This is a genomic window from Synechocystis sp. IPPAS B-1465 (assembly GCF_003015225.1).
Taxonomy (GTDB): Bacteria; Cyanobacteriota; Cyanobacteriia; order Cyanobacteriales; family Microcystaceae; genus Synechocystis.
The window spans coordinates 2,645,434-2,657,971 of the sequence record NZ_CP028094.1 but is presented as its reverse complement, the minus strand read 5'-3'; the positions used below and the strand labels follow the sequence as shown (position 1 = coordinate 2,657,971).

Here is a 12,538-nt window from a genome sequence, read left to right as displayed (position 1 = left end):
CAAACTTGCCCGATCAATTTGACTTTTGAGCGGAAAAACTTTTGTGCTGGGATCTAACTGGGCCCTTGGTAATATTGGTGGCTCAGGTAGGGTGGTTTTTCTACCGTGGCGATCGCCTCTCCCAACTGCACTGTCATGCCCTGATCAACCAACTTAGTTTTGAGGTAACCCAACCCCGTCAATCCTTTCACACTGGTTAAAATGCCCACCTTTTGTCCTTCTAGGGTAATCACCGTTCCCGCTTCCGCCTGGCGATCAAGGGTAATGCGCCACAACCTTTGTTTGACGCCTTGGTAAGTATTCAAACGGGCAATGGTTTCCTGCCCAATGTAACAACCTTTAGTAAAAGAGATCGCTCGCCACAAACCCGCTTCGAGGGGATTGTAGTCCTCTGTTAATTCTTTCCCTGCTTGGGGTCTGCCCTGGTAAATACGCAAACTTTCCCATTGGTCTGGGTTGATTAGGGGTAAATGCCCCCAAAGTTGATTAACCAATTCCTGTTGATCCGCAGGAAAAATCACCGTATAACCGGGCAAATCCAACCCCGTTTGGGCGGAAATGAGCAATTCAACTCCCTGCACCGATTGGGCTAACCATTGGTTCCCAGTGGGCAATTGCCAACCTAAATTATGCTCTTCAACCTTTTCCCCCAACAGCACCACCGCCCGATAATGGGCAGATAAATCCCGCAGTTCCACTTTGTCAAAGGGGAAAATAAATCGGTCCATCCATTGCCAGAGGAAATCTTTTTGCCCGGCTTCCACTTGAAGCCAAAGGGAGTCTTGACGTACATAGACCGTGGCAAGTTCTAAGGTTCTGCCGGTGGAGTTGACGAATACGGTTTCAAACCATTCCCCCACAGCCCTAGCTTCCACTGCGTTGGTGGTTTGGTTGTGTAAAAAGCGCCGCCGGTCTTCCCCTTGTAATGCAATCAAACTAAATTCGGGCAGGGGATAGAGCCAAGTTTGCTCCAGGTCAAAGGGAAGGGCCATGAATAAATAAATCTAAATTTGATTCTACTACTGAATTCTATAGCAGGATTAGGGGCAGAAAGTTTATGGCGGTTATCCATGGGTAGAGGTAGAAATTCTCCCTACCAAGCTTTGGGCTGAAAAGTGGGGGGAGTATCGAGTTCAAAAATTTCTCCCCGAATGCGGGCGACGTATAATCCAGCTTTTAACACTTCTTCCCGCAGGGCATTGGACAAATCTACGGCGGCGAGGATGCCATAGAGTTTTTTGTCTCCATGCTCAGGAAAAAATTCCCGAAAGCTTTGCAGGTGGGTAATTAATTGACCGATGGATTCCTGGCGGGCATGGCTTTTAACCTCTACCACAATGGCGGTGTTCACCTCTCCATTGGCATAGGCCAGCACATCTAATTCAATATGTTTGCCCCGCTTGCTCACTCGGACGCTGGGGGTCACCACTTCCATGGCAAATTTTTCGTAGAGGATAGTTTCCATGGAAGGCAAGGCCAGCCCTTCAGTAAAGCTGCCGAATTTTTTGCCTAGACCACCAATTTGTTTACTCAACTCTTGAATTTGGCGATCAGTTTTTTGGGACTGTTCTTTCAGTAAACGTTCAGTTTCTTGCAAACGCCGTTCCGTTTCTTTCTGGGACTGGATCAGTTCTCCAAGCAATTGCCAAACTTCATCAGCGGTAGTTGCCATAGTTATTCGGGATTATTTGTCTTGACTCAAGTTTAACGGGTCGCCACCTGTCCTTGGCGATCGCCCCAGCTCGCCGATTTGCAAAGCAAGTTTCGATAGCTGCAAGGTAATTTTAGTGGCTAATGAACGCTTTATTGTTGGGATTTCCTGTGCCTGAATTGTTGAGTATTTTTTTGTTGCTGTTTTTAAAAGTTCTCATTAGTTAAGAATATGTTTGAAAAGTAGGGTGAAGAATGGAAAATGGTGAAAATTCTATATTCTTCACCATTTTTCCCAATTATGCCGACTTTTCAAACACGCTCTAAGAGTTTGGGACTTTTGATCCGGAAAATCTCCTAACCCACTAGGCCCGTGAGGGGAGAACTGGCATTGGCCTTGGCTTTAATGGGCATTCTGCCCGACAGATAGGCGAGCCTCCCTGCTTGGGTAGCCATTCCCATAGCCTGGGCCATGGCCACGGGATTGGCCGCCATGGCGATCGCACTGTTGATCAACACCGCATCAGCGCCCATTTCCATTGCTTGGGCTGCTTCACTGGGGGTGCCAATGCCCGCATCCACCACCACGGGAACCTTGGCATTCTCAATAATGATGCCAATGTTGGCGGCGTTACGGATACCCTGCCCAGAACCGATGGGGGAACCAAGGGGCATCACAGTGGCACAGCCCACTTCTTCCAGCCTTTTCGCCAATAAGGGATCAGCGTTGATATAGGGCAGTACGGCAAAACCTTCCTTAACCAACTGTTCTGCCGCCTCGAGGGTGCCAATGGGGTCTGGTAAGAGGTATTGGGTATCGGGAATGACTTCTAGCTTGATGAAATTATTATCTTCCTGGCCCAGTAACTTAGCCATTTCCCTTCCCAACCGGGCTACCCGAATAGCTTCCTCGGCCGTTTGACAACCAGCGGTGTTGGGGAGCATCCAAATGGTGGACCAATCAATGGCTTCCGCTAATCCCTCGTGGCCTGGGGCATTGGTTTGTACTCGGCGCACTGCCACGGTGACAATCTGACAACCACTGCTAGCGACGCTTTCCTGCATGGTGGTGAGGGAAGGATATTTGCCGGTGCCCGTCATTAGGCGGGAGTGGAATTTACGGCCAGCAATTTCTAGCAAATCTTTACTGCCCTCTGAATTTTCAGCGGCATGGGGCAGGGAAGGGTTGGCAATGGAAGGAAATACAGCAGTCATAGGGCGGCAGGACAGTACAGGGGGATTGGTAGTTGTTAGAAAACGTTGGGGACTAAAGGCATGGATGAGGGGAGAAACCTTCTGGTCGAGGATTAAATCGCTAATCAAAGCGGCGGTGATGGGGGCGAGCAAAATGCCGTTGCGGTAATGACCGATCGCCAAAATGAGATTATCACAGGGGCCATAGCCCAAGAAAGGCTGTTCATCGGGGGTGCCGGGGCGAAATCCCCACCAAAAATCCTCAATGGCCCAATCGCCTAGGGCCGGGAAAAGTCTAATGGCTCGACCTAATAGGGTTTGAATGCCCTGGGGCGTATTATGGGGCTGCCAGTCCACCTGCTCCGAAGTTGCCCCCACAATTAAGCGGCCATCCCGCCGGGGCACCAGATAGGTTTGGGGACCAAAAAGTACCCGTTGCAAAGGATAGGGCTGGTGAGTTCCCGCTGGCATCCGCAGGGCCATCATTTGACCTTTAACTGGGAATACCGGCAGGGGCAGTAATTCCTTGGCCCAGGAGCCGTTGGCCAACACGTAGCTATCTGCTTGGAAAGAACCCTGATCCGTTAGCACCGCAGTCACTTGGCCATGACGTTGGGCGATCGCCTGGACGGTGACCCCTTCTTGAATTTGTACTCCCAGGGATTGGGCCGCTTGCCGCAGAGCACTGACCAGTTTGCGGTTATCCACTTGGCCATCGTCGGGATGCCACCAACCACCAATTACGTCTTCCCCCAGCCCTGGTTGATAGTATCGAATGGTTTCCTGGTCTAACCAGGCAGAATTAGTGGAACTATTGCCATGGGGCGCTTCAAACACGGGGGAGAGGATGCCACAGGGGTTATAACCCGTTTCCATGCCTGTTAACTGTTCCAGTTTTTCCACCCATTCCCCGTAACGCCAGCGGGAAGCCAAACATAGATCCAGCATGGGGCCTGGGGCGATTTGTTCCGCATGGGGGGCTAACATTCCCGCCGCCGCATGGCTGGCCGCCTGGGCAAAATCCCGACTCAGCACTGTGACCTGCAACCGCTTTTGCTTTAATTTCAGTTCCACGGCGATCGCCAAACCGATGATGCCACCGCCAATAATGAGAACGTCACTGGTTGTTTGCATAACCTTAAAAAATCAACCCCTGAATGCTTTAACGCCTTGGGTAAATGGGGGAGAAGTACCTAATTTCAGGTTAGCGGATTATCGAGGGCTGGAGGCTTTTTTGCTGGGATGTTCCGAACAACCCGGCGGCGATCGCCAATGTAGGATGGGGGGATACTGACTAGAACCGACTCAAGCTGAGCCTTTCCTTTTCCCTGCGCCATGGCCATTAAACGTTCCGGCAACAATAATCTTTCTCCCAACGTTAAATCCGATCTCCTTTCCCCGGAAGTTATTCCCCAGGAACGCAGTACCAGCCCAGAGTTAGAACAGCAAGAGGCATCCCTCAGGCCCCAACGGTTAGCGGATTACATTGGCCAACGGGATCTCAAGGAAGTGTTGCGCATTGCTATCCAAGCGGCCCAAGGTAGGCAAGAGGCGATCGACCATCTGCTGTTATACGGCCCACCGGGGTTGGGCAAAACCACCCTAGCTCTAATTTTGGCGGAGGAAATGCAGGTACGTTGCAAAATTACTGCGGCTCCGGCGTTAGAACGTCCCAGGGATATTACGGGGCTACTATTGGCTCTGCAACCGGGGGATATTTTGTTTATCGACGAAATTCACCGTTTAAATCGCCTAACCGAGGAATTGCTCTACCCTGCCATGGAGGATTTTCGTTTGGACATCACTATGGGCAAAGGCCAAAGCGCCAAAGTCCGCAGTTTAAAGTTAGCCCACTTTACTCTTGTGGGGGCTACCACCAAAGTAGGTTCTTTGACTTCGCCGCTGCGGGATCGGTTTGGCTTAATTCAAAGATTGAGATTTTACGAGGTTGATGAGTTGCAACAAATTATCCTCCGCACCGCTGGTATTTTATCCGTATCTATTTCCCCCACAGGGGCCGAGGCGATCGCCATGAGAGCCAGGGGAACTCCCCGCATTGCCAACCGTTTACTGAAAAGGGTGCGGGATTACGCCCAGGTTAAACAACAGCCGGAAATTGACCCTGCCCTTGCGTCGGAAGCATTGGATTTATACCAAGTGGATAAACGGGGTTTGGATTGGACAGACCGCTTAGTTTTACAAACTTTAATTGAACAATTCCAGGGAGGCCCCACCGGCCTAGAGGCGATCGCCGCTGCCACAGGGGAAGATGCCAAAACCATTGAGGAAGTGTACGAACCCTACCTGCTACAAATTGGTTACCTGGCCCGCACCAGTCGAGGCCGCATTGCCACCACCGCCGCCTATGAACACCTAGGGTTGACTCCCCCCACTCCCCTGCTACCTTGGAAGGAAAGTTAAGGCGTAGTCAAAAAATTCGTTTATTTTATGTTTGATCCAACGGCAATTATTGAGCAACAAACCAACGGCATTAACTACGACATCACCACCGAAGATTTGATTGCTAAGCTTCAGCAATGGGATGGGCAATATGGCATTGAAATCGGTGAAGTGAGCTTTGATAGCCTCATAGTCCGCTTTGAGAACTTACCCACGGATTTGAAAGCCCTAGCCGAGGAAATTTACGAGTTCTGCCCCGATGTCATTGACCAGGGATTTGGTTGTTTTGATGATATTCTCGCGATGGGCAAGGAAGCTGGCGAAGAAATCCCCCCCGATTTGCAAAACCTGCTAGAGGGAGTGGATTGGGATGATCCCGACTTTGGGTTAACCATCCTGCAAAATGCCCTGCGCCAAGACCAAGGGGTAGCCCTTTGGTGGGACTAGGTTTGATCGTTTAGAAAGTGTTTGAAACGTGCCAGGCTAGGTATTTATCCTCCTAAATCTCCTCACTAAAGCTCTGGCTTAAAAAGGGCGACTTTTGTGACAGTTACCCCCTTTCCAAGGGGGGATTAAACAGCCAAAACTCAACTCTCTGAACAGACTTTTAGATCTGATCGCCTTGCAAACATACATCAATACAAATAGAGTGCATAAAAGACTAAATATTTATAGTTCAAATAAATTGACCAACAGAATTTTATTTTATGTCAATACTAAACAGCAACTCAAAAAACAATGAAATAAAAATGAAGATAAAATGAATAAAATATGAATTAATGTGGGCTAAACAGTTGATGAAAAAAATTGAGTTTATTTAAAGAGAAATAACCTAGATCATGATAAATTGGGCAGGTGTTTACTGCGTTGCTCTGTTCCTGGCTGATCTATGCTGACCGCTTTTACTGCCGGATTATTGTTGATAACTGTTTCGGAATTAGGGGATAAAACTTTTTTTATTGCCATGATTTTAGCTATGCGCTATCCCCGCCGTTGGGTGTTAGTCGGAGTAGTGGGAGGATTGGCGGCAATGACTATTTTGTCAGTATTAATGGGACAAATTTTCACCTTTTTGCCCACTAGATACATCAACTATGCCGAGGTAGCTCTTTTCTTGATTTTTGGCACAAAACTATTGTGGGACGCTCGGCGGATAAAAGCCACGGCAAATCTGGAGGAAATGGAAGATGCAGAAAAAGCCATTGCCTCCGGCGAGAAAAAGTTAAAAATTGTGCCCCGGGGATGGGGCATTGTGGTGGAAAGCTTTGCCCTCACCTTTGTGGCGGAATGGGGCGATCGCACCCAGATTGCAACCATTGCTTTAGCAGCGTCTAATAATGCCTGGGGAGTGTCGGCGGGTGCCATTCTTGGCCATACCATCTGTGCGGTGATTGCGGTGATGGGAGGAAAATTTGTGGCAGGGCGTATTTCTGAGAAAACAGTGACGTTGATTGGTGGGCTTTTATTCTATCTATTTGCTGTGGTTTCCTGGTGGACCAAGATTGCATAGGACTCGGATTTGCAGATCAACCACTAGTCACTGACGGGATTGAATTCCCCTACCGACCGGAACGATACGGAATGTTAAGATAAGTCGTTGAAGGATTGCTAACTCCTGTGCCCAAAAAAGCCAGAGAATGGTGATCGCCTGACCGTTAAATTCCCCAGTTAGACTGCCCATCGGTTCCCTATCCCAAGTCCCATGTTAAAAGCCCTCTTTGGTGATCCCAATACCCGCAAACTGAAAAAGTTTCAACCCTACGTGGCGGAGGTCAACCTCTACGAAGAGGACATTGAAAAGCTGTCTGACGATGAGTTGAAGTATAAAACCGTCGAATTTCGGGAAGCGTTGGATAAGGCCCGCAGCGATGCGGAAACAGAAGAAATCCTAGACGAAATTTTGCCAGAAGCCTTTGCCGTGGTGCGGGAAGCGGGGAAACGGGTGTTGGGTATGCGTCACTTTGACGTGCAACTGTTGGGGGGCATTATTCTCCACAAAGGGCAAATTGCGGAAATGAAAACTGGGGAAGGAAAAACCCTGGTGGCCACTCTACCTTCCTATCTGAACGGTTTAACGGGCAAAGGGGTCCATGTGGTGACGGTGAACGATTACCTGGCCCGGCGGGATGCGGAATGGATGGGGCAAATCCATCGCTTTTTGGGCTTAACGGTGGGTCTAGTACAGTCCGGCATGAATCCTGAGGAAAGGAAAAAGAATTACGCCTGCGATATTACCTACACCACCAACAGCGAACTAGGGTTTGACTATTTACGGGACAACATGTCCACCGCCATGATTGAAGTGGTACAGCGCCCCTTTAATTTTTGCATCATTGACGAAGTTGACTCGATTTTAATTGATGAAGCCCGTACTCCTTTGATCATTTCTGGTCAAGTGGAGCGCCCCACAGAGAAATATTTGCAAGCGTCGGACATTGCCGCCCAGTTGGAGCCGGAGATTCATTATGAAGTGGATGAAAAACAGCGTAACGTGCTCATGACCGATGAAGGCTTTGAGAAGGCGGAACAATTGTTACAAACCACGGATTTATTCGACAAGAATGATCCCTGGGCCCACTACATTTTCAATGCCATCAAAGCGAAGGAATTATTCCTCAAAGATGTGAATTACATTGTTCGTAATGGGGAAGTCGTGATTGTGGATGAATTCACCGGTCGGATTATGGTCGGTCGCCGTTGGAGTGACGGTTTGCACCAGGCGATCGAAGCTAAGGAGCGGGTGGAAATCCAAAAGGAAAGTCAAACTTTGGCCACTATTACTTACCAAAATTTCTTTCTGCTTTACCCCAAACTTTCCGGCATGACGGGGACAGCCAAAACGGAAGAAACGGAATTGGAAAAGGTTTATAACCTCCAGGTAACCATTACCCCTACTAACCGTCCTTCTAGCCGTCAGGATTGGCCCGATGTGGTCTATAAAAACGAAGAAGCAAAGTGGAAAGCGGTAGCATTGGAATGCGAAGAATTGCACCAACAGGGTCGTCCCATCCTGGTGGGTACTACTAGCGTGGAAAAATCAGAAGTTATTTCCCGACTGTTGCAGTCCAGCGGCATTCACCATAACTTGCTCAATGCTCGGCCGGAGAATGTAGAAAGGGAATCGGAAATTGTGGCCCAGGCAGGACGCAAAGGGGCGGTAACCATTGCTACCAACATGGCTGGTCGGGGTACGGACATTATTTTGGGGGGGAACTCGGACTATATGGCTCGCCTGAAAGTGCGGGAATATTTAATGCCGAAAATTGTCCGCCCGGAAGATGACGAACTGGGGGCTGGGGTAACAGGTTGGGTCAGTGGCCGAGAAAAACCCCAGGGGTTTGGCAATCAAAATGGCAAAAAAAAGGTGAAAACCTGGCAAGTATCGCCGGACATTTACCCCACTACCATTAGCCAGGAAACGGAAGACTTACTCAAAAAAGCTGTTAAATTTGCAGTGGATCAGTACGGTCTGCAAAGTTTAACAGAACTGGAAGCAGAAGACAAATTGGCGATCGCCTCGGAGAAGGGCCCCACCGATGATCCTGTGATTCTCAAACTGCGGGAGGTGTATAACCAAATTCGCAGGGAATACGAAGTTCTAACCTCAGCGGAACATAAAGAAGTGGTAGAGTTGGGGGGACTGCACGTCATTGGCACGGAACGCCATGAATCCCGTCGGGTAGATAACCAATTGCGGGGGCGGGCTGGTCGCCAAGGGGACCCGGGCTCCACACGCTTTTTCCTCAGCTTGGAGGATAACTTACTCCGCATCTTCGGCGGCGATCGGGTGGCGGGACTAATGAATATGTTCCGGGTGGAAGAAGATATGCCTATTGAATCCAAAATGCTCACCGGTTCCCTAGAAGGGGCCCAGAAGAAGGTGGAAACCTATTACTACGACATCCGTAAGCAGGTGTTTGAGTATGACGAGGTGATGAATAATCAGCGGAAAGCTATCTATGCAGAGCGGCGGCGGGTGCTGGAAGGTTTGGATTTAAAAGAGCAGGTGCTAGTTTATGCCGAAAAAACCATGGATGAAATTGTCGATGCATACGTCAACCCGGAATTGCCCCCGGAGGAATGGGACGTGGAAAATATGCTCGACAAGGCTAAGCAGTTCGTTTATTTACTCGAAGACCTAACGGTGGAAGATTTGGGGGATATGACCGTGTGGGAAATGAAAACCTTCTTCCACGAAGAAGTCCGCAAAGCCTATGATCTGAAAGAAACCCAGGTAGATAAGGTGCGTCCAGGACTAATGCGGGAGGCGGAACGGTATTTTATCCTCCAACAGATCGACAATCTCTGGCGGGAGCATCTCCAGTCCATGGAAGCTCTCCGGGAATCCATCGGTTTACGGGGCTATGGACAAAAAGATCCCTTGATTGAATATAAGCAAGAAGGTTATGAAATGTTCCTGGAAATGATGATCGATATCCGCCGCAACGTGGTTTATTCTCTCTTCCAGTTCCAGCCCCAGCAACAACCCCAGGCCGTTTAACCCTAGTCCTAGTCAGTCAAGTTTTGTGCGGAAGGGGAGATTTGGATTTAGGCAAATGCCACCTCCCCAGTTTGATTGGGGGCTTACATGGTCTTAACTGCCGTTAGACTTTTGCCTGAAACTCCCTGAGCATTGACTCCAGTGATTCCCTCGGATTTAAGCACCAATCTTCTCCCCGCAAATAACCCACATTTCCCCCTGGGCAAACCGCTCTGAGGGGCAGATTTTTTTCATCCAAATAGCGATGAATTTTTTCCACACTGGCTTGCTGACGGGGCCAGTGGAATGTTTTAGCCTGCTTAATGGCCCTTAGATTACCTTCCCCATCGGGCAGTAAATGACGGCCGGTGAAAAGAATACCGCCGTTCTCTCCCCAGTAATAGCAACTAGCACCGGGAGAATAACCAGGAGTCCAGATGGCCGTGAGGAACGGGGCCATCGCCAATTGTTCCCGAAAACGACATATCCTTGCCCCGGGCAAAAGGTAAGCCTCCTGTTCCTGTACCACCACCTGACAGCTTAACTTTTCCTGGATTGTTTTCACTTTGGGGCCATGGCCATCTCGATGGGTCAGACATAGCCAACGCACCGGGCCTTGTTCCCCCAACCATGCTTCATTGTCTTCATGCCAAGCCGGACAATCGATCAACACATTGCCCTCCCCAGTGATTAATAAATAGGCTGTTCCCCCCAGGGTGTCCCGATTGGGTGCAAAACGATACAGGTTGGGCAGAATTTGACGGGGTAATTTGGCGATCGCCATGGAAAAATAGGTTACGGGTAGGGAAGGATAACGAAAGGATTCGGCGGGTAGGGCAAAATCTTGTCAGCAGACTAGGAATAGCAATTAAGCCCAAGCCCAACTACTTTAACTGTTCAAGTTGTTTTTCCCTCATTTCACTGGGCTTTTTAATATTTGGCTTTGGAGCCATCCCCAATAATTTTTGATTAATTTGTTCCCTGGTGTTTTTGCTATAACTAGCCCAGGGATCGGGCAAAAACATATCACCGATGCTGATAAAAGCCAGACCAGCAATCACCGCTGGAATGGCAAGGGAGCGCAAAATTTTAAATAGACTTGCCATAACGCTATGCCTCCACAATCAAATCTCGATTGGACTACCTGTGTTTCCATTCTAGGGTAGGGCACCATGGCGAAAGCCACTAAAACCAACTCCAAGGCTGTCTAGTGTCTGCGGGCTTGGTTTACACTGGATCAACATAGGGCCAACTCCTTAGTCCCCCTTATGCGGACTTCTGTACAGACCCCCATTCGTTAACCCCCAGCGATTTTGAGAGGATAAGTAAGACATGGGATTATTTGACCGTTTAGGCCGCGTCGTCCGGGCTAACCTCAACGACCTCGTCAGTAAAGCTGAAGATCCAGAAAAAGTTCTGGAACAGGCCGTGATCGATATGCAGGAAGACCTGGTGCAACTCCGCCAGGCCGTTGCCCGCACGATCGCCGAAGAAAAACGAACAGAGCAACGTCTTAACCAAGACACCCAGGAAGCCAAGAAATGGGAAGACCGGGCAAAATTAGCCCTCACCAATGGGGAAGAAAATTTGGCTAGGGAAGCCCTGGCCCGCAAAAAAAGTCTGACAGATACGGCGGCGGCGTACCAAACCCAGCTAGCCCAACAGAGGACCATGTCGGAGAATCTCCGTCGCAACCTCGCGGCTCTAGAAGCAAAAATTTCCGAAGCTAAAACCAAGAAAAATATGTTGCAGGCCAGGGCCAAAGCGGCCAAGGCTAATGCTGAACTGCAGCAAACCCTCGGGGGCTTAGGTACTAGCAGTGCTACTAGTGCTTTTGAACGGATGGAGAACAAGGTACTGGATATGGAAGCCACTTCCCAAGCGGCAGGGGAGTTAGCCGGCTTTGGCATCGAGAACCAGTTTGCCCAGTTGGAAGCCAGCAGTGGGGTAGAAGACGAGTTGGCCGCCCTGAAAGCTTCCATGGCCGGTGGAGCATTACCGGGAACCTCTGCCGCTACGCCCCAACTCGAAGCGGCTCCTGTTGATTCCTCAGTACCAGCTAATAATGCCAGTCAAGATGATGCGGTGATTGACCAGGAATTGGACGACCTACGTCGTCGGTTAAATAATCTGTAATTGGTTTAACTCAGCCAGTAAAAATCCCCCATTAACCTAGGTTTTGGGGGAAATTGATCAGATTGAATTACAAATGCTAGTGGGTCAGACTCCAGCAACTATGATTAGGGGTTCGAGTTTCCCTACAGGAAGCAATCAAAGCCTCGATCACCCACAGCCAGAACTGGGCAATATTACCAGCTAGACTTGGTTACACCGGGCAAAAGACCCTGGTGGGCCCATTCCCGTAAAACATTGCGGCAAAGGCCAAAGTCACGGTAGTAGGAACGGGGACGACCTGTAACCTGACAGCGGTTACGGCGACGGTTGGGGGCGCTATTGCGGGGTAAATCCTGCAATTTTTGGTGAACAGCTAATTTGTCTTCTAGGGTTTCAGCTTGACGGAATTCTTCTTTGAGCGCTTCCCGTTTAGCAGCATACTTTGCTACCAAGCGGCTACGACGCTTATCCCGCTCGATCATGGATTTTTTTGCCATCGGGGTTTAACTTTATTTCTTTAGTCTAAAAATTGAGCACTCCCCATCATATCACACTGCTTGGGGACACAAAGGTTTATGAAAGGTAATGGAACTAGACGAACACGGAGGGATTCGAACCCCCGACCCTCAGGACCGGAACCTGATGCTCTATCCACTGAGCTACGTGTCCAGGACAGACTTGGGCTGACCCTTTCATCTT

11 protein-coding genes, 1 tRNA gene and 1 pseudogene are annotated in these 12,538 nt (G+C 49.4%); 5 read left to right on the top strand and 8 right to left on the bottom strand.

Going from position 1 to position 12,538, the window contains the following annotated elements:
• Window positions 1-53 precede the first annotated feature (53 nt).
• The 4 genes and pseudogenes from C7I86_RS12520 to thiO form a co-directional block, all read right to left on the bottom strand.
• Window positions 54-992 carry a folate-binding protein YgfZ gene (locus tag C7I86_RS12520; RefSeq protein ID WP_010873580.1) on the bottom strand — a complete coding sequence of 313 codons (939 nt, stop codon included), beginning with the start codon at window positions 990-992 and terminating at the stop codon, window positions 54-56.
• A gap of 101 nt (window positions 993-1,093) precedes the next feature.
• Window positions 1,094-1,672, bottom strand: a complete 579-nt coding sequence (locus C7I86_RS12515) for a DUF3782 domain-containing protein (protein WP_010873579.1) — start codon at window positions 1,670-1,672, stop codon at window positions 1,094-1,096.
• Window positions 1,673-2,007: 335 nt separating this feature from the next.
• Entirely contained in the window at window positions 2,008-2,829 is an 822-nt protein-coding gene (locus tag C7I86_RS19225) for a thiazole synthase (protein WP_369791791.1), read from the bottom strand.
• A gap of 177 nt (window positions 2,830-3,006) precedes the next feature.
• Window positions 3,007-3,978 (bottom strand): annotated as a pseudogene (gene thiO / locus C7I86_RS19220) (glycine oxidase ThiO); the annotation flags it as partial.
• A 201-nt stretch (window positions 3,979-4,179) separates the two neighbouring features.
• Between thiO and ruvB the strand changes: the two are divergent.
• From ruvB to secA, 4 genes are all read left to right on the top strand, one after another.
• Window positions 4,180-5,265, top strand: a complete 1,086-nt coding sequence (gene ruvB / locus C7I86_RS12505) for a Holliday junction branch migration DNA helicase RuvB (protein WP_010873577.1) — start codon at window positions 4,180-4,182, stop codon at window positions 5,263-5,265.
• Between the two features lie 27 nt (window positions 5,266-5,292).
• Entirely contained in the window at window positions 5,293-5,691 is a 399-nt protein-coding gene (locus C7I86_RS12500; RefSeq protein ID WP_010873576.1) for a DUF4253 domain-containing protein, read from the top strand.
• Between the two features lie 442 nt (window positions 5,692-6,133).
• The gene (locus tag C7I86_RS12495) at window positions 6,134-6,754 is read left to right on the top strand and encodes a TMEM165/GDT1 family protein (RefSeq protein ID WP_010873575.1); all 621 of its coding nucleotides are present in this window, start codon (window positions 6,134-6,136) and stop codon (window positions 6,752-6,754) included.
• A 192-nt stretch (window positions 6,755-6,946) separates the two neighbouring features.
• Entirely contained in the window at window positions 6,947-9,745 is a 2,799-nt protein-coding gene (gene secA / locus C7I86_RS12490) for a preprotein translocase subunit SecA (protein WP_010873574.1), read from the top strand.
• Window positions 9,746-9,848: 103 nt separating this feature from the next.
• Here the strand turns inward: secA and C7I86_RS12485 are convergent, their stop codons facing one another.
• Together C7I86_RS12485 and C7I86_RS12480 are read right to left on the bottom strand one after the other, a co-directional pair.
• Entirely contained in the window at window positions 9,849-10,508 is a 660-nt protein-coding gene (locus C7I86_RS12485; RefSeq protein ID WP_010873573.1) for an MBL fold metallo-hydrolase, read from the bottom strand.
• Between the two features lie 100 nt (window positions 10,509-10,608).
• Window positions 10,609-10,830, bottom strand: a complete 222-nt coding sequence (locus C7I86_RS12480; protein ID WP_020862115.1) for a hypothetical protein — start codon at window positions 10,828-10,830, stop codon at window positions 10,609-10,611.
• A gap of 226 nt (window positions 10,831-11,056) precedes the next feature.
• On the opposite strand from C7I86_RS12480, the gene C7I86_RS12475 reads away from it, so the two are divergent.
• Complete coding sequence (locus tag C7I86_RS12475; protein ID WP_010873572.1) at window positions 11,057-11,860, top strand: PspA/IM30 family protein; 804 nt, start codon at window positions 11,057-11,059, stop codon at window positions 11,858-11,860.
• A gap of 173 nt (window positions 11,861-12,033) precedes the next feature.
• Here C7I86_RS12475 and rpsN read toward each other — a convergent pair whose 3' ends face one another.
• Window positions 12,034-12,336, bottom strand: coding sequence for a 30S ribosomal protein S14 (gene rpsN, locus C7I86_RS12470; protein WP_010873571.1), 303 nt, complete (start codon window positions 12,334-12,336; stop codon window positions 12,034-12,036).
• Window positions 12,337-12,435: 99 nt separating this feature from the next.
• Window positions 12,436-12,508, bottom strand: a tRNA-Arg gene (locus tag C7I86_RS12465).
• Between the last annotated feature and the right edge of the window lie 30 nt (window positions 12,509-12,538).